This is a genomic window from Ensifer adhaerens, assembly GCF_013283195.1.
Taxonomy (GTDB): Bacteria; Pseudomonadota; Alphaproteobacteria; order Rhizobiales; family Rhizobiaceae; genus Ensifer; species Ensifer adhaerens_G.
Genome location: NZ_JABEKT010000004.1, coordinates 425,777 through 448,418, shown reverse-complemented (window position 1 = coordinate 448,418; position 22,642 = coordinate 425,777). Strand labels below are relative to the sequence as shown.

The 22,642-nt window shown below is 62.9% G+C and carries 10 protein-coding genes; 6 read left to right on the top strand and 4 right to left on the bottom strand.

Annotated elements, in window-relative coordinates; genetic code table 11:
* Window positions 1-130: 130 nt before the first annotated feature.
* Window positions 131-1,414 (bottom strand): polysaccharide pyruvyl transferase family protein, encoded by a 1,284-nt coding sequence (locus LPJGGPFB_RS28505; protein ID WP_173423291.1) that lies wholly within the window; start codon window positions 1,412-1,414, stop codon window positions 131-133.
* Window positions 1,414-2,859, bottom strand: a complete 1,446-nt coding sequence (locus LPJGGPFB_RS28500) for a hypothetical protein (protein ID WP_173423290.1) — start codon at window positions 2,857-2,859, stop codon at window positions 1,414-1,416. Before LPJGGPFB_RS28500 ends, LPJGGPFB_RS28505 begins: the two co-directional genes overlap by 1 nt.
* A 235-nt stretch (window positions 2,860-3,094) precedes the next feature.
* Between LPJGGPFB_RS28500 and LPJGGPFB_RS28495 the strand changes: the two genes are divergently transcribed.
* The 5 genes from LPJGGPFB_RS28495 (at window position 3,095) to LPJGGPFB_RS28475 (ending at window position 18,750) form a co-directional block, all read left to right on the top strand.
* Window positions 3,095-3,856: a glycoside hydrolase family 16 protein gene (locus LPJGGPFB_RS28495; protein WP_173423289.1), complete on the top strand. Its 762-nt coding sequence runs from the start codon at window positions 3,095-3,097 to the stop codon at window positions 3,854-3,856.
* Window positions 3,857-4,307: 451 nt separating this feature from the next.
* Entirely contained in the window at window positions 4,308-6,254 is a 1,947-nt protein-coding gene (locus tag LPJGGPFB_RS28490) for a non-ribosomal peptide synthetase (RefSeq protein ID WP_173423288.1), read from the top strand.
* Window positions 6,251-14,338 (top strand): non-ribosomal peptide synthetase/type I polyketide synthase, encoded by an 8,088-nt coding sequence (locus tag LPJGGPFB_RS28485; protein ID WP_173423287.1) that lies wholly within the window; start codon window positions 6,251-6,253, stop codon window positions 14,336-14,338. Before LPJGGPFB_RS28490 ends, LPJGGPFB_RS28485 begins: the two co-directional genes overlap by 4 nt.
* On the top strand, window positions 14,335-17,139 hold the full coding sequence (locus LPJGGPFB_RS28480) for a condensation domain-containing protein (RefSeq protein ID WP_173423286.1): 2,805 nt from the start codon (window positions 14,335-14,337) through the stop codon (window positions 17,137-17,139). The genes LPJGGPFB_RS28485 and LPJGGPFB_RS28480 overlap by 4 nt, the downstream gene beginning before the upstream one ends.
* A gap of 24 nt (window positions 17,140-17,163) precedes the next feature.
* On the top strand, window positions 17,164-18,750 hold the full coding sequence (locus LPJGGPFB_RS28475; protein ID WP_173423285.1) for a glucosamine inositolphosphorylceramide transferase family protein: 1,587 nt from the start codon (window positions 17,164-17,166) through the stop codon (window positions 18,748-18,750).
* Here LPJGGPFB_RS28475 and LPJGGPFB_RS28470 read toward each other — a convergent pair.
* Both LPJGGPFB_RS28470 and LPJGGPFB_RS28465 read right to left on the bottom strand, forming a co-directional pair.
* Window positions 18,671-19,471: a 4'-phosphopantetheinyl transferase family protein gene (locus LPJGGPFB_RS28470; RefSeq protein WP_234903110.1), complete on the bottom strand. Its 801-nt coding sequence runs from the start codon at window positions 19,469-19,471 to the stop codon at window positions 18,671-18,673. The two genes, LPJGGPFB_RS28475 and LPJGGPFB_RS28470, sit on opposite strands and share 80 nt — an antisense overlap.
* Complete coding sequence (locus LPJGGPFB_RS28465) at window positions 19,461-20,642, bottom strand: DegT/DnrJ/EryC1/StrS family aminotransferase (protein ID WP_173423284.1); 1,182 nt, start codon at window positions 20,640-20,642, stop codon at window positions 19,461-19,463. Before LPJGGPFB_RS28465 ends, LPJGGPFB_RS28470 begins: the two co-directional genes overlap by 11 nt.
* Window positions 20,643-20,917: 275 nt before the next feature.
* On the opposite strand from LPJGGPFB_RS28465, the gene LPJGGPFB_RS28460 reads away from it, so the two are divergent.
* The gene (locus LPJGGPFB_RS28460; RefSeq protein ID WP_173423283.1) at window positions 20,918-22,642 is read left to right on the top strand and encodes an FAD-dependent oxidoreductase; all 1,725 of its coding nucleotides are present in this window, start codon (window positions 20,918-20,920) and stop codon (window positions 22,640-22,642) included.

Here is a 22,642-nt window from a genome sequence, read left to right as displayed (position 1 = left end):
TTGTGGGAATCCACATCGATATCAGCTTAATCCGGCCGGGTGGGGCAAACGGTAAAGAGCTGAAAAGCTTGGAATTTAGGTGTTGGAGAAGCCAATTGCTTTGTGCAAGGGATCAGGTAGCCCGCAACCGTCAGAGGCCGTTCGACCAGGCGTAGCCGGCCAAGCCTTGTTCGTTCGGCACAACCGCCGGCTGGGTCTTCCGGTTCGCGCCGCGGTTCTGGTGCATTTCCAGGCATTCTCGCAAGAACGCGATGCCGTCGCGGGCCTGATCGAGGATGGAGGCGTGGGTCTCGGGATCGATGCCCTTGCGGGCTGCCTCCTCGAGCAAGGAGGCGACGTGTTGTGCTGAGACGTCGGCATCGCCGGCAAAATACTCTGACCGGCCGACGAACTGGAAAAAGCCGTCGACTTTCGGATCCCAACCGAGACCGACCTGCGGTACGCCGAGGGAATAGGCGGCGATACAGGCGTGCAGACGATGCGCCAGGATGACCTGCGTCGATGCGATAATGTGGATCAGTTCCTCGGGCGTTTTCGGGCGGGGGGCCAGATAGAGATTGCCGCTGTCAATCTGCCCCGCGAGACCGTCTCCGCTGAGAATGCGTCGCGCAAAGGCCTGGTCTTCCTGTGCGCCATTGGTGAAGAGACAGATCCTGTATCCGGCTTCGAGCATCATGCTCAGCAATCGATGATAATCTTCGATATGCCGAAACGGAATTCCTTGCGATCCGTGGCCCGAATGACGCCGCAGGATCAGCGGGTCGGTGACACAGATGCCGATCGCCCGGTCCTCAGCCTTCAGTGGTTCGAGCGCGTGGCTCGAAACGATCTCCCGAACGAGCAATCCGGGGTCGGGCAGTATCCGGGCGTGCGGCCCGGCTGGAAAATGGCCGAACCAGTTGCGGCTGGCGATGGTATCGCGAACCGAGACATGGACCAGTTGGCTTTCCTCGAGCCTGCCGAAGAGCTGTCTTGCCTGTGGCGACCAGTCCCGGCTGGTGCCGACGGCATAGATCGCGAGCGGCTTGCCGCTACGTTTGACACATTCGAGCGCGGCTCCCACCTTCAGCGGGAAGTTCAGGTCATCGTCCTGAAACAGGTTTCCCCCGCCGATAACGACGGCATCGGCTGCCTCGATCTCTCTTTGCCATTCGACCTGCAATCGGCGCAGTGTCGGGGCGAGTGCCTGCTTGACAACCCGCCGGCGCGCGAACGCGGGCAGGGCCTGTAGCACCTTCAGCAATTGCCGGCGACGCCCGCCACCGCCGGTGCCGAACGCTGTCCTGCCGGCGAGATCGATCGTCTTGACCTCCAGCCCTTTTGTCCCCCGCGCGAGCGCGGTCTCAAGGCACTGCGCAAGAATACCGTCACCGAGGTTCTCGCTGTACTTGACGTTGAAGACGACGACCTTCATCAGGAGCCTCCTATGCGGCGCGGGCTAGCCGCACCGACAAGTGGTGGTCGGCGTGCTGCCGCATCGCTGATTTGCAGGCATGTCAGCGCCGACACGCTACCGGCGAGGATGTAGAAAAGCAGGCCCAGGTCATAGACAGTGCCCGAAACCAGAGACGTGCTGAGCGCAGCGACAAATCCGGCTTTCGCTGCCCTTAGCGCTGCAAGACCTTCCACGCGCCGCTGAGCGGCCAACGGCACGCGAGCGCAAAGGATGGTTGCGACAAAGATGCAGAAGATGACGAGCCCCAGAACACCGACATTCGACAGGAGAACCAACAGATAGCTGGAGGCGCGCGCGCTCCCCAGGCCCGCGCCCATGCCGAAAGTGTTGACGAAGGCCTCATAGGCGGCTGCGTTCCACATTGCGCGCTCGCGGCCGGACTGGCTGTCGACCTTTGACAGGAGCATCTCATCGAGAAAGTCGTAGACGGTCGACACCATCTCGGGAAACAGGTTGACGACCGTAAGCAGGACGAGTGGCACGATTAGGAAAAGGGCCGCGAGAAACACCGGGCGTCCGGGGTTTTTCCGTTGGAAGACCGTGATGATCGACCGTATCCAGAGAAATGGGAAGACGACGGCCAACCCGAGCAGCGCTGTCGCAGACGTCGAAAACACCAGGCCGGCGAGTGAAGCAAGCGCCAACGCTGCCGTCAGCCGCGAGCGGATCCGGTCGAGCCAGAGGCTCGCCGTCGCGGCGAACAGGACCAGGGTGTAATCGGCAAATGCCGATGCCTCGGGGAAGGATCCGGAAATCCGTTTCAGTCCGCCTTTTTCCGCTGCGGTCAGAAGAGCGTAGTTGGCCGTTCGCACCACGCTCAGAAGATACTCTGTACCGGAGAAGTAGGTGACGATGTCGGCGGCCGCGAAGGCGAGATTAACCGCTGCAGCAATGAGGATGGCGCTGACGAGGTGCGACGGAGCCCCCGGGCGACGCAGATAGGCGTGGCAGAACCCGAAACAGGCAAGTCCCCCGAGGGCGTAGACGGCCTGCGTTATGTTGTTGGATGAAGACCTGAGCGGCGACAGCGCTATGAAACTTCTCGCGCCGACCGATCGTTCGACCGTCATCACATCGACAGCGCCCTGGAACAGGCGAGGCGACAGGATCGCGGTCAGCACGCCGAAAAGCGTGAGCACCATCAGCCAGAAGCCGGAGCCGGCCGGTACGAAGGCTGCCAATACAGGACCTTCGCCATAAGCCATCAGGATCCTGACGCCGAAAAACAGCAGGAAGACATTGGGAACAAGGATGGACGCGCCGCCAAGGGCTGGAAGGTTGATTGCCGCCGCCGAGCCGAGCGTGGTGGAAACGACCATGAACGTCAAAGCCCAATGGATGGGCGCCATGAGCACGCCCAACCCCACAAGTACGGTAACGAAGCCGATCAGTTCAAAGCTCATGCCACCATTTCCAGTTCATGAAACGATCCTATCAAAGGGGGCATGCCGCGTATTTACGCCTGCGGCTAAGCCTTTCGCATAGCGTGCCGGCCTGAATCGGTAATGGACCCCGGGCGGGCTGCCGCGCTAGTTTCCCGCCATGACCCCATCTGTTCGCGAACCGCGCCGTTACCTGGCCCGCCGCTCTTCAGTTCGGCACTTCGTCCGGCCTGTCATCGGTTGTCTGTGGATCTTGATGCTCGCATCTGGCGCCTCGGCTGACGGATACACGGGCGGGGACACGGGCGATGCGCTTCCAGTCGACGATATGCGTCTGACCTTCGACGAGAACTTTGATGAGCTGGACGTATCGGCCTGGGGGCCTGGAACCCGCTGGATCGCCCACACGCCGTGGTCCGGGGATTTCGGAGGTGCCCGCTTCGCCAATCCCGGCGAGCGCACACCTTTCAAGACCGAGAACGGCATCCTGAGGATCGAGGCAAAGCGTGATCCGGAGGGAGACTGGCAGTCCGGCCTGCTCGCTTCGGTGGATCCGAAGGGCAACGGCTTTGCCCAGCAATACGGCTATTTCGAAATGCGCGCCCAACTGCCGGTCGGTCCCGGGGTATGGCCCGCCTTCTGGTTGATCGGCAAGGATCGCTCGAAGTCGACGGCGGAAATAGACGTGATGGAATTTTACGGCGACAAGCCGGACGGTTACTCCTCGGTCATCCATGTCTGGCATCGCGACGACAAGAACGATTCCCAGTTCAGTCGGATCGAGGTGTTTCGCGACGCCGATCCGCAGGACTTTCACACCTATGGGGTGAAGATCGATTCCGAGTTCATCCGGATGTATTTCGACCGGAAGCTCGTATGGAAGGCGGAGACACGACCCGAGCACCGGCAGCCGATGTATGTGCTGCTCAACCTCGCCCTGGTCGAAAAGACGGCGGACCAGGCGCATGATCCCTCCCACATGTTCATCGATTACATCAGGGCCTACGACCTTCCATAGATCGCGCCGGCGACTGCATGCTTCCTCAAATTCCGTCCGGTTCAAGAACGAGAACATGGAGCAATTCGAGGTGGCGCGGCGAGCCTTGTCCGCCTGACAGGGGGCTCGGCGCGGCCGATCGTTTTCACCTCGCCCGGCCCTCACTGTCCACTGCCGCACCTGCCTTTGGAAGCGCGTGAAAACAAAGCGAAAACAAACGGTTCTGTCTGCGGGGTCTGACGGGTTGTCTGCGTATCTCCCCGGGTCGCATCCCCCTAAGGACTAAGGGGAGCTAACCCTTTTGATCGCCGGGTATCGATGCGGCTATCCCAATGATCAGCTGTTCATTTTTCGCCACCATGGAATTCTGGCAGACGACGGCATTGCAGCAAATTTCTCCGGCCGTCTGTTGCCGGGAGGACGTCTGGGTCTTTCCGCCAGGCAGTGAAGCGAGAGGAACAGGAGGCGAAGTATGGCTGAGTTCCGATTTTCCGGAGGCGACGGCTCGGGGGGGATGCCCGTGCGCGCGACAGGTCGCTCGCAGGAAACCGCGTCCTACGATCCGGAGCGTTCGGTTCATGCCATCGTTCATCAGCAGGCTCAGGCGGCTCCGCAGGCAACGGCAATCATCTTCGACGATCACTCGATCACCTATGGCGAACTTGACACTCTGTCGGATGCGCTCGCCGCTTACCTGATCGACCGAGGCGTGACGAAGGGCGACATCGTCTGCCTCTTCGTTCCGCGGTCTCTTGAGACGATCGTCGCCATGCTGGCCATCCTAAAGGCGGGCGCTGCCTATCTGCCGCTGGACACGACCTTTCCCGTCGACCATCTCGACTACGTCATCGGCGACTGCGAGCCGAAGGTGGTCTTTGTCGATACCTGCACGCTTGTCACGATGCTTCAGGTTCCGAGCGTCAAAGGCACGATCGCTGACCTCCATGCCCTCGTTGCCGACCTCTCGCGCGCTCAGGCGAAGCCATTCGAACCCGTGGCTGTCGTCGGTGGCGACATGGCCTACGTCATGTACACGTCGGGTTCGACCGGCCGACCGAAGGGCGTCGCCATTCCGCATCGCGGCATCACGCGGCTCGCGCTCGATCAGAACTATGTCGAGCTCGGCAGCGGCGATGTCGTGCTGCACGCGGCCACCATCGCGTTCGACATCGCCACCTTCGAGGTCTGGGGCACGTTGACGAATGGCGGCACCATTGCCGGTTTGCCGGACGGAAATTTCTCGATCGGCCGGCTGCGGGACGTCATCCGCGACAACGGCGTCACCGTCTCCCTGATCACCACGGGTCTGTTCAATCTGCTCGCCGATTTCTCCTGCGGCGAACTGCCGACGCTGCGACACCTGATGTTCGGCGGCGAAGTCGCTTCGGCCGAACATGTCAAACGGTTTCAGAAGGCGCATCCGGAGTGCCGCCTGACCAACGGCTACGGCCCGACGGAAATCACCGTTATCGCCACCGCCTTCGACATTCCCGCCGGCTTCGACGGCAAGGATGTGCCGATCGGCCGTGCCGTCAGTCACACCGGAATATTGATTGTCGATGAAGACCATCGCCCGGTCGGGCGCGGCATGGAGGGGGAGCTTGTTCTGACCGGCGAGGGGGTCGCCATCGGTTACTACCGGCGTCCCGAACTGACGGCGGAGCGGTTCGTGACGATCCGCACCGATGAGGGCGACGTGCGCGGCTATCTGACGGGCGATCTATCCGTGCTCGGCAACGACGGCATCCTGCTCTTCCGCGGCCGGCGGGACCGGCAGATTAAGTTGAACGGCAAACGCATCGAGCTCGACGAGATCGAAGCCGCCTTGCGGCGTGATCCACGGCTCGCCGACGGTGTCGTCATCTGCCAGCATCTGGACCAGTCCCACAAGCGGATCGTCGGCTACCTGTGCCCGCGCGAGGGCACGCGGACAGACGATGCAGACCTGATCCGCGGTGTGATGGAAAGGCTGCGCAACAGTCTTCCCGCCTACATGATCCCGAGTGCAGTGATCGTGCTCGATCATTTGCCGCTGCACCAGTCGGGCAAGGTCGACCGTGCCAGGTTGCCGATGCCGGTGGATGCATTGCCCACCGAAAACGCACCGGTCGCCAGCCGAACCGAGGCGGTCTTGCAAGAACTCTGGTGCAGCGTCCTCGGTCTTCCGGCCGTGGAGCTCGATCGCAACTTCTTCGATTTCGGCGGGACTTCGCTGCAGCTGATGCGGGTGCATGCGGCGCTGGAGGTAAAGCTCGCCCGACCGATCGATGTGGTCGCGCTGTTCAAGCATACGACCGTTCGCGAACTGGCTGGTTTTCTTGACGGAAAGTCGTCGGCCAGTGCCCGCACGATGACGGCGGCCGAACGTGCGGCGCGCCAGAAAAAGAACATGTCCCACTTCCGCAGGAGCGCCTCATGACGGTTTTCAATGGTGCGGACGACGCGCGCGGTTCCGATCGCAATGACCAGGACGTGACTGGCATTGCGATCATCGGCATGTCCGGTCGTTTTCCGGGCGCCCCGTCGGTCGAGGCTCTCTGGGAGCTGGTGTGCGAGGGGCGGCATGCATTTTCGAAACTGAGACCGGACGAAATCGAGGACGCTTTTACCGACGAGGAACGCGCTGCGGCGAACTATGTCCCGGCCCGGCCGCAGCTTCCTGACATCGACATGTTCGACGCCGAGTTCTTCGGCATGTTCCCGCGCGAGGCGGCAGTTACCGACCCGCAGCACCGGGTCTTCCTGGAAGTCTGCTGGGAAGCGCTGGAGCGGGCCGGGTACGATCCCCATCGTTATCCAGGTCTGATCGGCGTTTTTGCCGGCGCGTCGATGCCGACTTATCTCATCAACAATGTCCTGGGCGAACGGGCAAAAGCCGAGGAGTTCACCTCCAATTATCAGATCGGCTGCTTTCAGCAGATCGTCGGCTCGCTGACGGACGTGCTGGCGACAAGGATCGCCTACAAGTTCAATCTGCGCGGGCCGGCAATCGCAATCCAGTCGGCCTGCTCGACGTCGCTTCTGGCAGTGTCCCAGGCCTGCCAGAACCTTCTGACCTATAGCTGCGACATGGCGCTTGCGGGTGGGGTATCGATCACCATTCCGCAGCGGCGTGGCTATATCTACCAGGAGGGCGGTATGGTCTCGCCCGATGGCGTCTGCCGGCCGTTCGACGAGCAGGCGGCCGGAACCGTTTTCGGCAGCGGCGCCGGCATCGTGCTGCTGAAGCGGCTGGAAGACGCCCTTGAGGATGGAGACCGGATCTTCGCGGTCATTCGCGGCTACGGCATCAACAACGACGGTTCGGACAAGATCGGGTTTACGGCGCCGAGCGTCGAGGGGCAGGCGGATGCGATTTCATCGGCGTTGGCAAATGCCGGCGTCGATCCACAGACGATCGGTTATGTCGAATGCCACGGCACCGCGACGCCGCTCGGCGACCCCATCGAGTTCGGCGGATTGCGCGCCGCCTTTGCCGATGCTGGCGACATGCGGCAGCATTGCGCATTGGGCTCGGTCAAGGGCAATGTCGGTCACCTCGATGCCGCCGCCGGTGTCTGCGGGTTGATCAAGACGACGCTGGCGCTCTATCACGCCAAGATTCCGGGAATGGCGAATTATCAACGTCCGAACCCGCGCATCAATCTCGATGAAAGCCCCTTCTACATTCCCGCCAGCACCACCGACTGGCCGGTTACCGAGGGTCCGCGCCGCGCCGGCATCAGCTCGTTCGGCGTCGGAGGTACCAATGTGCACCTCGTGCTGGAGCAGGCACCGGCATCGCAGGGTGATGTCGACGCCATGGCGCGGGGACCGTACATCCTGCCGTTGTCCGCGCGCAACGAGGCCGCGCTTGCGGCCATGCGGGCGAACCTGCGCGATCACCTGCAGGCCAACCCGGCATTGCCGTTGGCGCAGGTTGCCCACACGCTGCAGACCGGACGGCGCGCCTTCAGCCATCGCACCGCGGTCGCCGTCAACGATATCGACCAGGCGATCGAGCGCCTCGGCGACGAACGGGTGGCAAGCGCGGTCGCGACCGACCGTCCTCCGCTCGCCTTCATGTTTCCCGGCCAGGGCTCGCAATATGTCGGCATGGGAGCCGCACTCTACAGCCGCGAACCGGAATTCACGCGTTGGATAGACCGGGGCGCCGATCTGCTCCGGGCACCACTGAAGACGGACCTGCGCGATTTCATCTGCCACAGTGGCACCGTCAGCCAGGCGATGGCAGACGAACAGCGCGAAACCCGCATCGCCCAGCCCTGCCTCTACCTCGTCGAATACGCGCTGGCGCGCCTATGGATGAGCCGCGGCTTGAAACCCGACGCGATGATCGGCCACAGCGTTGGCGAATTCGTCGCCGCGACACTGGCCAATGTCATCTCGTTTGAGGACGGATTGCGGCTCGTGGCCGCGCGCGGACGTTTGATGCAGTCGCAGCCTCAGGGCGCGATGGTTTCCGTGCGCGCCGATGTAGAGACCGTCTCAGCCTATCTCGGCGACGGGGTCGAGGTCGCTGCGGTCAACGCGCCGAAACTCTGCGTGATTTCCGGAACGTTCGATGCCGTCGATGCGGCGTGCGCGGCGATGGAGCGCGCAGGTATCGCCTTCAGCCGGCTTCACACCTCACATGCATTTCATTCCGCAATGATGGACGGTGTCACCGATGCCTTGCGCGAGGAGACCGCAAAGGTCACCTACGGCACGGCGATTACGCCTTACATCTCCTGCGTCACCGGCGCCTGGCAGACGGGTGAGCAGGGCATGTCGCCCGACTATTGGGCGAAACATTGCCGTGCCGCCGTCCGGTTTTCCGATGGATTGGCGACCCTTTGCGACGGGCGGAAGCCTGTCTTGCTGGAGGTTGGGCCGGGTCGCACCCTGTCGGTCTTCGCCGCGCAGACGCTCGGCCGCGATGCGGTCAGCGCCGTCGTCCAGTCGCTGCCGGAACATGACCGTGCGCATGCCGCCGGCGACACGCTCGCCGAAGCCCATGGCAAGCTCTGGATGTCCGGCTGTGATCTCAATTGGCCGACATCGCCGGCAGCCGGCAGCGCGCCCCTCATTCTGCCCACCTATCCGTTCCAGCGGCAAAGACACTGGATCGACGCACCTGCCTCCGCGCGGCGCGGCGAAAGCCGGCCGGCGTCATCGGTCGCGCAGCTCTTAGCCGCCGAGCCGTCTTCCACCGACACGCAAGCGCAACCGTTTGACGGGATGAAAATCATGAATGTTGCTACACCAGCCGTTGCTGCAAGCCGTATCCCCGCATTGCAAACCTCGCTTATTACCCTGCTCAGCGACATGTCGGGAGAGGCGCTTGGACCCGGCGAAGCGGGTGCGACATTCCTTGAGCTCGGCTTTGACTCGCTCTTCATCGGTCAGTTCGCCCAGCGGATCGAGAAGGATTACAAGATCAAGCTCTCGTTCCGGGAACTGTTGAGCAACATTCCCACCATACAGGATCTGGCCGCGCATCTCGATCGGCAGCTGCCGCCCGAGCCGCAGCAGGCGCCGGCGTCAGTGGCTGCAGCAGTTGAAGCCACCCTGCCGCTCCCCGCCGCAGCCGCCCCGCCCGTCGCCGCACAGGTTCTCCCGCTTCTTGCCGCTGCCCCCGCCACAACGGCCGCGCCGGTTGCCGGCATCGAAGCCGTCCTGCAGTCGCAGTTGCAGATGCTGCAGGCGGTCGTTTCGCAGCAGCTCCAGGTGCTTCAGGCAGCGGGCTCCGCCGCCCCGCCCGTGACGGCGACCGTTACTGCGGCAGCGATAGCCACTCCGGCCGCGACGAGCGCGCCGCAGCCGGTGGCGAAGGATGGGGTCGACGCCACGGCCGACGGCGAAATCGGAGCGGGCCGTATCAAGCTCTATCGTCCAGGCGCCAAGAGCCTGGCGCCCGAGATGACCCCGGAAAAACAGGCGTTCGTCGCCAATCTGATTGCAGCCTACGAGGCACGGAACGGGAAGTCGAAGAGCTTTACCGGCCAGAACCGGAAGTGGCTCGCCGACCCGCGCACTGCTGCCGGCTTCCGTCAGGACTGGAAGGAGATCGTGTTCCCTGTCGTCTCCGATCGGTCGAAGGGGTCGCGCATCTGGGATGTCGACGGCAACGAGTATATCGATCTCGTGAACGGCATGGGCCAGACGGCCTTCGGACATGCGCCGGACTTCGTCGTGGAAGCCGTGAAGGCGCAGGCGGACGCCGGATTTGCCATCGGCCCGCAAACGCCGCTTGCCGGCGAAGTCGCGGAAATGATCGCGGAGATGACCGGCCACGAGCGCGTGACCTTCTGCAACACCGGTTCCGAAGCCGTGATGGCGGCGATGCGGGTGGCGCGCACGGTCACCGGCCGGGACCGCATCGTGATTTTCGGAAACGACTACCACGGGCAGTTCGACGAAGTTTTGGTCAAGGGCAAGAACCGGGCGGGCGCTCCTGTCGCGATACCGGTTGCAGCCGGTATCCCGGCCGCCTCCGTCGCCAACATGACCGTGCTTCGCTACGGCGATCCGGAAAGCCTTGACTGGATCAAAGCCAATGCCGGCGATATCGCCGCGGTGATCATCGAGCCTGTTCAGAGCCGTCATCCGGAGTTGCGGCCGGTCGAGTTCGTGCGTGCGCTGCGCGATATCGCAACGAAATCCGAGTTCGCCCTGGTCTTCGACGAGGTCGTCACCGGCTTCCGGGTCGATCCCGGCGGCATGCAGGCGATCTGGGGCATCAAGGGCGACATGGCGACCTATGGCAAGGTCATCGGCGGCGGCATGCCGATCGGCGTGCTGGTCGGCGACAGCCGCTTCATGGATGCGCTTGACGGCGGTTGCTGGAACTATGGCGACGACAGCGTTCCGATGACGGCGCCAACCTTCTTTGCCGGAACATTCGTGCGCCATCCGTTGGTGCTGGCAGCGGCGCGCGCCGTTCTTCAGCACATCAAGGGCGAGGGGGCGGCACTCTACGGCGCGGTCGCCGATCGTACGCAGGCTCTGGTCGCCGAGATCAATGGCGATCTCGCACGGCGCGGGATCGCCAGGTCCGTCAACGGCTACAAGAGCTGGTTCTTCACCGAGTTTGGCAGCGACGATCCGCTTGGTTCACTTCTCTACGCCAAGATGCGCATGCAAGGCATCCATATCCAGGACGGCTATCCCTGCTTCCTGACGACCGCCCACAGCGAGGCGGATTTCCAGGCGATCGCCGCCGCCTTCCGCAACAGCCTCGATGCACTTCAATCGGTCGGGATTCTCGGCACGCAAGACCAGGCAGAGGAAATCGCCCCAGCGTCCGCCGGCGTGGAATTTGTCCGGCCGTCGACGGCGCCGCTGACGGAGGCACAAAAGGAGATCTGGCTTGCCGCCCAGGCCGGCGATGAAGCCTCCTGTGCCTTCAACGAGTCCTTCACGATGGTACTGGACGGGCCGTTCGACCGGGAGCGCCTCGGCCGGGCGCTCGATGCCGTCGTTGCGAGACACGACGCACTGCAGATCCGGTTTGCCCGGGCAGGCGATCGTTTCGAATTCATTCCCGATTTCGAGCTCGATGTCGCCGATATCGACTTTGGAGGCGAGAGCGATGGCGAAGTGTTGTTCCGGCAGTTGATCGACGAGGATGCGCGCACCCCCTTCGATCTCGCCAACGGGCCGCTGGTCAGGGCGTCCATCGTCAGGATGGCTCCCGACAGCCACCGTCTGGTCTTCACGGCGCACCACATCATCTGCGATGGCTGGTCGGTGAATGTCGTGATCGAAGAGCTCGCCGCGATCTACTCGGCCAATGTACGTGACGCCGAGGCCGACCTTGCGTCGCCGCTGTCCTTTGCCACTTACGCGATCGATCTGGCACCCGATGCGGAGATCGCCGGTGCGACAGAGCAGTTCTGGCTCGACCAGTACAGGGACGTTCCCGATCTGCCTGATATGCCGCTGGATCGGCCACGGCCGGAACGCCGCAGCTTTGCCGGCGGGACCGTCACCGGACATATCGAGGCGGAAACCTACAAAGCGCTGAAGAAGGCAGGGGCAAAGTCCGGAGCAACGCTGTTCTCCACCTTGCTGGCGGCGCTGCAGATCATGATCTCCCGCCTCTCCGGCCAGGACGACATCGTCATTGCCGTGCCTTCGGCCGGGCAGAGCCTGCTCGATGGTCAGACGCTCGTCGGCCACTGTGTCAATCTTCTGCCGCTTCGCCAGACAGTCGCGTCTGACAGACGTTTTGACGAGCATCTCAAAGCCACGCAGCAGCTTGTGCTCGGCGCGTTCGAGCACCAGGACTACACCTATGGCACGCTTGTGCGCAAACTGGGCGTCAAGCGCGACACGCATCGCCTGCCGTTGACGGAGATCCAGTTCAATCTGGAGCGGGTGCCGGACAATCTGGATTTCGGCGGCCTGCAGACCAAGATTTCCTCGAACGCCAAGGCCTTCTCCAACTTCGACATGTTCTTCAACCTGACTGAAAGCCCCGCGGGCGTTCGCATCGACGTCGACTACAATGCGGAAGTCTTCGAACGCAGCACGATCGAGCGCTGGATCGGCCACTACGCGACACTGGTTGCGGCGCTGGCCGCCGATATTGCCCGGCCGATCAACGACCTGCCGCTTCTGTCCGCAGTCGAACAGGCCTGGCTTGCAGAGGGCCTGAACGACACCGCCGCCGACTACGACCGCGACGCATTCGTCTTCTCGCTGTTTGCGCGCAAGGCTGCCGAACGGCCGACGGCGATTGCTGTCGAACTCGACGGCCAGGCGATGACCTATGCCGAGCTCGAAACGCGATCCAACCAATTGGCCTGCCGGATCCAGAAGGCCGTCCCGCAGCCGGGGCAGCGCATCGCGCTCCTGGTCGAACGGTCGCTTGAAATGGTGGTCGCCCTGCTGGCGATCATGAAATCGGGGCACGCCTATGTGCCGCTCGACCCGGCCCACCCGGAGACGCGTCTGTCCCAGACACTGGCGGTTGCGAGCGTTGCCGGCATGATCTGCGACAGCGACCGGGCAGAAACTCTGGCTGGCAAGGACGTCGTGATCATCCGCATCGACGGCGAACAGGGCGCGACCGGCCCGGCCGCGGCACTGCCGCAAGTCCCGACGGACGCGGCGACGCCGGCCTATATCATCTTCACCTCGGGATCGACCGGAGCACCGAAGGGGGTCGAGGTTTCCCATCGTGCCCTCGTCAACTTCCTGACATCGATGGCGCGGGAGCCTGGGTTCACCGATCGCGACACCATCGTCGCGGTAACGACGATCTCCTTCGACATCGCCGGCCTTGAACTCTACCTGCCGTTGGTCGCAGGCGCGAAGGTCGTGCTTGCCGGCCGGCACACGGTGCGCGACGGGTTTGCTCTCGTTCGGCTCGTCGAAAGCTGTGGTGCGACCGTGCTGCAGGCGACGCCGACACTCTGGCAGATGCTGGTCGAGGCTGGTCTTAGCCGCCCCGGCCTCAAGATGCTGTGCGGTGGCGAGCCGCTTCCCAAGGCACTTGCGTCCTCGCTGCTCGGCCTCGGCGGCGAACTGTGGAACATGTACGGCCCGACCGAGACGACGATCTGGTCGTCCGTCCAGCGGATCGAGGATAGCGAAAAGCCGATCACCATCGGTCATCCAATCGCCAACACGCAACTTCTCATCCTCGACAAGGCGGGCCGCGTCGCCGCCATCGGCGTCACCGGTGAGCTGCATATCGGTGGCGAGGGCCTCGCCAACGGCTACTTCGCCCGCCCCGACCTCACCGAGAAGGCCTTCGTCGATATCGACATCGGCACGGGAGCGGTTCAGCGTCTCTACAAGACGGGCGACGTCGGGCGTCGGCTCGCGGATAGTTCGTTGCAATTGCTCGGCCGACGCGATCAGCAGATCAAGCTGCGTGGCTTCCGCATCGAGCTTGGCGACATCGAGGCTGCGATCTCCAGCGCAGAAGGCGTTCGCCAATGCGCCGTCGTCGCCGCTCAGAACAAGAACGGCGACAAACAGCTCGTCTGCTACGTGATCCCGCAGAACGAGAACGGCAAGCCCACGACATCCATGCTCGCGGCACATGCGGAGGCCAACCTGCCGGCGCATATGCTCCCCGGGTTCTGGGTGCTGGAGGAAGCGCTTCCCCAGACGGCCAATGGCAAGCTCGACCGCAAGGCGCTCGAACAGCGCGGCCTGCCGCAACGAGAGGTCGCGGCCATCCGGGTGCCGCCGCGCACTGCCATGGAAACACGGCTCTGCGAGATCTGGCGCGACGTCCTGAATGCGCAGGAGATCGGTGTCGAGGACAACCTCTACGCGCTGGGTGCGGATTCTCTGATCATCTTCCGCATCGCTGCCCGCATGCTGGACAGTGGCCTGCAGCTGGAGGCCAAGCATCTGATGATGCATCCCTCCATCGCAGAACTCGCCACCTTTGCCGAAACACGCGACGACGGCGAGCTGAACGCCGCCCAACCGCAAGTTCCTTCGCTGAGAGATTTCCGCAATGGCGCGCGGCGCCGGTTTGAGCAGGTATCACGCGTATGAAAGAGACCAACAACACTGCACCTGCCGCCGAAGCCACCGTGATCGCGGAGTTTCCCTGTTCCCAGACCCAGCTGCGCTGCTGGATCCTCGACCAGTTGAAGCCGGGCAATCCGGCGCTCAACGTCGCGGTCCGCTGGGAGATCCGTGGCACCTTTCGATCTTCGACGTTGGAGGCTGCCTTTCGCACCGTCATCCAGCGCCATGAGATCCTGCGCACCCGGTTCGTCGAGGTCGGCGGCAGGCCCTGCCAGCAGGTGGTCGATAAGGTCGACTTCAGGATGTCGGTCATCGACCTGCGAAACGTGCCGGTCGATCAGCGCGATCAGCGCATCCTGTCGATTGGCGAGGAAACCGCCCGCGCGCCTTTCGATCTCAGCAGCCCCTATCTCTTCCGCGTCTCGCTGCTGATGGTGGAGAACGAGCGGGGCTTTCTGCTGATCACCGCCCACCAGAGCTGCTTCGACGGCTGGTCGATCCGCGTGCTGGGCCGCGAGGTCGGTGAGATCGCATCGGCGCTTGATGCCGGACGGCAGCCGGCCGTACCCGAACTGCCGTTGCAATATGGCGACTTCTCGCTGTGGCAGCAGGAGTATCTGGGCAGCTATGGTTTCGAGACCGAGAAGTCGTTCTGGCGCGAGCAGTTGACTGGCGCACCCTATTTCGAGGTTGTTCCGGATACGCCGCGTGGACCGGTCAAGACCAGCCGCGGCAACATCCTCTCTGTCAACAATACCGGCGATTTCAGCGAGCGTATCGACGCCGCCGCGCGCGCTCACCGGGTGTCGCTCTACAGTTTCGGGGCGGCCGTCGTCAGCGCCTTGCTGCAGCGCTACACCGGGAAGAATACCGTCATGTTCGGCTCCCAGGTCGCCGGGCGCGACGAGACGGACCTGGAGAACCTCATCGGGGTCTTCATCAACAATGTCGTCCTGCGCTTCGACATGGGCAGCGACATCACCTTTGCCGAACATGTGCGTTCGGCAGGCGCAACGGTGACCGCTGCGCTCAACCACCACAGAATGCCGTTCAACAAGCTGGTGGAACTGGTCAATCCGGTCCGCGACCCCTCGCGCAATCCGCTGATCTCGGTGAACTTCAACCTGCAGAAGGCCTTCCTGGAAGACCATCAGTATGGTGGCTTCGAACTGCTCAGCGCGCCGTCGCAATCCCCTGGTGTCATCTACGATCTGAGCTTCATCATGATCGGCAGACCGAGCGGATGGCGCATGTCCATCGAATATAATGCCGACCTGTTCGAAAAGGCGACGATCGAATCCCTGCTGCGGCTCTGGCAGGAAGCCTACGAAATGGCGCTGGAGCGGCCCACTGCTCTGCTTTCAGCCCTGGCCATCCCGGCGCGGGAGATCAAGGCGCAGCCCCTCGAGACGGGGCGCGCGACGGCGATCGAACAAATGCTTGCCGCCCATCCATCCGTCGGTTCGGCCGCGGTCCTGCTCGACGAGGATGGAAAACGCGCGCATGCCTTTGTCACACCAGCTCCGACGACCACGGAACCGCTCGACAGTCTGCCGGAGTACCTGATGGACTATCTGGGCCGGCACCTGTCCCAATCCGCCATGCCCGGCGGCATCAGCGTACTCCTCAATTTGCCGCGCGATGCCAGTGGCACCGTCGATCGAAAAGCGTTGCGCATTCCTGTGGCCCCGCCCGCCGCTGCCAAGCCGGTTGTCGACCGGCTCGAAACGGTGAACGCGCCGGTGCCGACCCCGGCGCAACCCGACCAAACCAAGGCCCTTGCGGCGATATGGGCGGACGTTCTCGGCGTCCCGACAATCGCGCCGGACGACAACTTCTTCGCGCTCGGCGGCCACTCGCTCCTGGCATTGCGCATGCTCTCCGGCGCCCGATCGAAGCTTGGTGCGAAGGCCGACCTGGAGCTGCTCTTCAAGGAGCCGACATTTGGCGGCTTTGCCAAGGCGCTGTTCGGCGGAACGGAACCGAGAGGAACGGAACAGGACGGAGCGAGTGCAAGTCCCTGGACTGTCAGTGCCTGCGGGAAAACCGAGGCGCCCTTTACGCTCTACACGCTCAATCATCCGTTCCTCTACTACCGGCTTGCCACCGACCTCGGCGATAGCGTCTCGGTCTACAATGCCAACATGTTTCATGCGGATCTCACTGGCGATCTCGCCTCAATGTCACTCGAGGAGATCGCCGGGCATGCCGTCGACAGCATGGGCACAGACATTCTCAAAGGGCCGGTTGGCGTCATGGGGCTTTGCGTCAACGGCGTGCTGGCGGTCGAAATTGCCCGCCAGCTGCGCCAGCGTGGCGCCGATCTGCGTTTCACGGCGGTCATCGATGCCTGGGCGCCTGGTTATGTCAGGTCGCAGTCCCGGCTCCGGCGCCTTCGCTGGAACGCCGAGCGCCGCGTGAAGCGCATTGGCTACTTCACCCGCAAGCTGTTTTCCGGCCGCCTCGGTTTTGTCGACTATCTCAGGGAGTTCAACTTCACGCTTGCCTTCCTCCAGCGCCTTGGCGTGCGGGCGGCGACCTATTCCCGGGAAGAAGCCGTCAATGCCGATGTTACCGATCTGCTGGTCAATGCGGCCCGTCGCTACCGCCCGGCAGCGACGAACGAGAAGTCCGTTCTGCTGTTTCGAAGCGAAGCCACCCACCGCCGCGCCCGTAAGTTGCTTTTCGGTTGGGGTGGTGCAATCGCTGCAGACAGCGAGGTCTTCGACCTCGAGGGCTGGCATGAGGATAGCCTGAACAGCAACAGCATTCAGGCACTGGCGACGATTGTCATCAACAGATTTCGCTCACATCACGAGAGCTGAACCCGGCTTACGAAGGCAACATCCATGCGTGTCACAAGCCTCCCCTTGCGCATCGGCATCCTGGTCGAGCAGAACGAGGGCTTCGAGAATTGGCAACTGATGGTCTTTGACCGGATCGTTGCGGATCCGAGATATGCCCTGACTGCCTTGCTCGTTCACCCCGCGCCCTATGGGGCCGGTCGGAGGTCCGTGTTCTTCAAGCTTGCCCATCGGCTGGAGCAGACGGCGTTCGGCCGTCAGGCGGCTTACAATCCGTGCAACTTCGATGCGCACAAGCAACGCATCGTGCCATTGGCATCAGCGGAGCCAGGCGCTGCGCAGGCGCAAGTGGCGGAGCTTGGCCTCGACCTGGTGATCCGCATGACGCCGAATGGTCTTCCTGACGACGCCGTGCGCGAGTTGCCCTATGGCGAATGGGCGCTGTCCTTCTCCGATCAGAAATCGGGAGCGGGTGAGTGGTTCAGCTATCTTGAGGTTGCAACCGGCGCGCCGTCCGTGGACCTGGCGCTCTACGTTCGGCTCGGGGCGTCTGCCTCGTCCGTTGCAATTGCGTCGTCGTCCTTCAACATCAAGTTCAGCGCGGTCAGGAACATCAACTTCATCAAGGAGCGTGCGGCCACCCTTTTAGTGCGCGAACTCTCGCGGTTGGCCGATACAGGGGAACTGATCACCACGCCACTGCCGGCGCGCCGCCAAGCCTCGCCGCCGTCGATCGACGAATTGGCGCGATATCTCGGCATCCTGAGCGGTCATCTTGTCGGACGGGTAAAGAAGGCCGTGCAGCACAAGGCCGGGACAGGGGCTGCCGTCTGGACGCTCTTTACCGGCAGCGGCCGGATCGACGATTTCGAACCGGGCGGATCCGTCGAGATCCCACCGACGGCGACGGACATCAAGGCGGATCCGTTTCTGCTTCAGCATGAGGACGAATGCTACCTGTTCTACGAAGCCTATGCCGATGGCGACCGCAAGGCGCATATCGCGGTCGGTCGTTTTGACGGCGACCGGCTCGAGCCGGTGGGCGTAGCGCTGAATTGCGACTACCATCTGTCCTACCCTTTCGTCTTTCGCGACGGCGACGACATCTTCATGATGCCCGAGACACATCAATCCAAGCGCATCGAGATCTGGCGCTGCGTCGAATTTCCACTGAAGTGGGAGTTGCACGCAACGGCACTCAACGGTTTGTCCGCCGCAGACAGCATACTGACACGTCACGAGGGGCGGTGGTGGCTGTTTACGAACCTGTCGGAGTTTCACGCCTACGAGGACCATTGCAGCGAACTTCACGTCTTTGAAGTCGATGGCCCGGGGCTCGCACGCATCACGCCGCACAAGCGCAATCCGGTGGTGCTCGGCAGCACGGTCGCGCGCAATGCCGGCCGTATTTTCGCGCGCGAAGGACGTGTGTTCCGCCCGTCGCAGCACAATGCGCACGGGATCTACGGCTATGGGCTGAACATCATGGAGATCGAGCAACTGGACCTGGAGAACTACCGCGAACGATGCATCAGGACGATCAAGCCCGATTTCAAGCCGGGCTTGCTCGGTTGCCACCACTTTGACGCGGCCGGGGATCGTTATGTGCTGGATGCGCGACTGACGCTTTGAGCGTCAGCACATCGTCATTCCAGTAACGAAGATGCACGGCGTTGCCGAGGGTGAGCGCCGCCAAGGTGCCGGCGAAACCCGTCGGCGTCGCGAGGTCGAACAGACTCCAGTTCAGCGGCGCGTCCTGATCACCATCCAGCGATTCGAGCTTTGGACGGGAGGTCGCGTCGACGGTCACGTCGAAGGAGTCAAGCGGTAGCGACAGCCCGGCGCCATGGGCCTTCACGAAGGCTTCCTTGCGCGTCCAGCAGCGATAAAACGCGTGCAGATAATCGTCGCCGCGGAATGCGGCCAGAGCCTCGCACTCGCGCTTCGAGAAGAAATGCCCGGCAATATCCTCCTTCAGAGGCTTGATCGCCTCGACGTCGATGCCGACAGGGTAATGGTCGGAAATCGCCAGCATCGCCACGTCCGCGCTGTGGCTGAGATTGAACTGCAGCAACTCCGATGCGCCGGCGATGCGCGGTTTGCCGAAGACGTTGCAGGAAAGACCGATGCGGTGCGGCGGAAGGTGGAGGTAGTGACCGAGCACCAGGCGCAGGCCGGCACGGCCGGCAATGAAACGTTGTCGATGTTCCGGATAGACGAAACGCGAGGCTCGCGCCCTTTCCTCGCCGCTCAATATCGGGAACAGGCGATCGATTTCCCGCTCGGTCTGGTCGAGGTTCCAGCGCCAGATATCGATGAAGTTGGGACCGATCCGGTCCAGACTAGGTCGCATAGACGAGGCTCCCCTTGGCGGCGGGCCGCTGGCGCACCATGCGTCGGGCGAAATAGGTCATGAGCGGCAAGGGATAGTTCTCGCCGAGCCCGATGCGGCATGTCCTCTTGAGAATATCGAGCGACCGCGGGCACATATCCGGGGCGTATTCAATCTTGCGGGAGGTCCAGGCATAGGGGTTCATCTTGGGATTTGCCGTGCGTTGTTCGAGCACCGGCAGCCAGTTGCTGTAGACGTGGCGGCTGGAATCGTAGAGGCGGTAGACGCCGCGCTTGTTTTCGGCAGCAAAGGCCTGCGCCTCCTCGGCCGTGTCGAAGATGACATGCAGGCCGGCGGCATTGTCCTGATCGTTGTGCGGACCGATGCGCATCGCGTTGCTGGACGACAGGATCTCGGCAATTGCATCGTAGTGACGACGCATGCGGCGGATCATCGGATCCAGCTTCTTCAGCTGCACGTTGAGCATGGCGCCCTGGATCTGGCTGGCCTTGAGATTGATGCCGAGCATGGGCGGCTCGTTGGCATTGTCGAGATGGCCGCGAAACAGCGCGCCGATATCATGGTACATGCGCGCCCTGGCAAAGAGCCTGGGATCGTTGGTCACGACTGCGCCGCCTTCGCCGATATTGATGTTCTTGAACTGGTTGAAGCTGAAGGCGCCGGCGTCGCCGATCGTGCCGACGCGCACCCCCTTGTAAGGTAAGCCGACCGCCTGGCAGGCATCCTCGACGACGATGAGCCCGTGGTCGCGGGCGATTTGCATGATGCGCTCCATGTCGCACACCATGTTGGCCATGTGCACGGGAATGATGGCGCGCGTATAGGGGGTGATCTTTCGCAGGATATCTGCCGGATCCATCGTCAGGGTCTCGTCGATCTCGACGATGATGGGGACGGCACCGACGGCAAGTGCCGCGCCCGCCGTCGCAATCCAGGTGTAGGCAGGCACCAGCACTTCATCGCCCGGTCCGACGCCGGCTGCCGCAAGTGCTGCTATGAGCGCGCCGGTGCCACTGCTGACCGTCAGGACATGCTCGACGCCGAACTTGGCGGAAAAATCCGCTTCGAAACGCGTGAGTGGCCCGTTGCCGTCGCTGCTGAAGCGGGCCAGCTTGCCCGACGCAAACACAGGAGCAAGTGCCAGCCATTCTCTCATACCTACACGCGCCATGCCTCAGTCTCCGATCTTTGCCGGCTCTCCGCGCTCGCCGACCATCGGCGTCCAGGGATAAGGACAAATCGCCTGCTGGGTACCGGCCCCAATGATCAAGCCTAGTCGCCTCGCGGCACCGTTTCAAAATGGACATCCGGCCAGCTGCTGAACAAAGTGTGCAGGCTGCAACTAGCCGAAATCAGTAGTTGCCCTACTCCCCTATGCATATTGGGAGATTTCGGTGCGAAAGCGCTGGTGCTACGACCGGTATGTAGCACGCGGGAGTTCTTTTCATGCCGATCCGTGATCTCCGATCAGCCCCCACAGGCACTGAGTTTCGTCCTGATGTGGCCATCGTCGGCGGCGGTCCCGTCGGTCTGACGATCGCGCGTGAGCTCGCGAACAGCCGCTGCCGGGTGCTCGTCATCGAAAGCGGCAGTGCCGACTTCGAGGCAGCGCAGCAGACCTTGAATGCCGTCGAGAATGTCGGCGAGCCGATTGCCCGAGAGGGCGTCGAAGGCCCGGGCAGGGGATACAACGGCAGCCTCGCGTGGCTGAATGACATAGCGCCCTTCGAGTTGCGCAATCGAGGGCTCGGCGGCAGCACACATACCTGGATCGGTAAATGCGCAAGTTTCGACGAAATCGACTTTGAGCGCCGGTCCTGGCTGCCGGTGTCCGGTTGGCCGATGACCCGCGAAAGCCTGGCGCCGGCGCTCGATCGCGCGGCACAACTGCTCAATCTCGGGCCCAATCTCTACGACGAGAGGCTCTTTGGCCGGTTGCATTCGCCTCCGGACGAACTCGGCTTCGACCGTGATCTGCTTCGCCCATTCTTCTGGCAGTTCAGCCATGAACGTGATCAGCACGGCGAACCCATGCGCTTTGCCCATGTGGCAGCCGAGTTGGTCGCCCCGAACATCGATATCCTGACGCATGCCACGGTCACGCAGATCCAGCTCGATACGAGCGGCAGGCGCGTCGCGTCGCTTGATCTGCGCAGTGTTGACGGTGGTTGTGCAACGGTATGGCCCGAGACGGTCGTCCTCTGCGCCGGGGGCATCGAAAACGCCCGTCTGCTGCTGGCCTCCAGATCGCTGGCAGCTGGCGGCGTCGGCAACGCCAGGGATGTCGTAGGACGCTACCTTTCCGATCACCCGCGCTCGACACTTCTGCGCTTCGACCGGCCGGATATCGATGCCGTGGCCAGGCACTTCAATTTCTACGGTCTCGTGGATCACGGCAGGACCCAGTTCTATCTTCACGGCCTGCGCCTCAGTCCGACCGTGCAAAGACAGGAGGAGCTCGTCAATTGTGCGGCCTATCCCGTACAGATCCATTCACCCGGCGACCCCTGGGCCGCACTGAAACGGTTGATGCGGGGCGATCGTACGCGGATGGCGCGCGACCTGACCGTCGTCGCGCGGTCTCCCGGCTTTCTGGCAAAGGGCGCTTTCCGGCGGATGGTACAAAAACGAGGGATGATGCACAGATCCGACGAACTGCGGTTCGATGTCATGGTCGAGCAGAAGCTCGATGCGGAGAGCCGCGTGACCCTGTCTGACCAGCTTGACCGATACGGCGTGCCGATGCCGCGCGTCGCCTGGAAAATTGGCTCCACGGAGGTGCAGAGCGTCAAGCGGCTGGCGCGAGCATTGGTCTGCGAATTCGGGCGCAATGCGCTTCCCCAGCCGCACCTGGTCGACTGGATTGCCTGGGACGAAGACGACAGAGCTGCGTTCACAGACATGGCGCACCCGTCCTGCACCACACGCATGGGCAGCGATCCGGCCACAAGCGTCGTCGATCCCGACGCGATGGTGCATGGTGTCGATGGGCTCTTTGTTGCCGGAAGCTCTGTCTTTTCCACGCCAGGTCACGCCAACCCGACCTTGATGATACTTGGCCTGGCGATGCGTCTTGCCGATCATCTGAAGATGCGATTGGAAAGGCGTTCGGTTCCTGTCGTGACACCGCGTGCGGTTGCCGAGGAAGCAGCCGTCGCCTCCGGAGCGTGA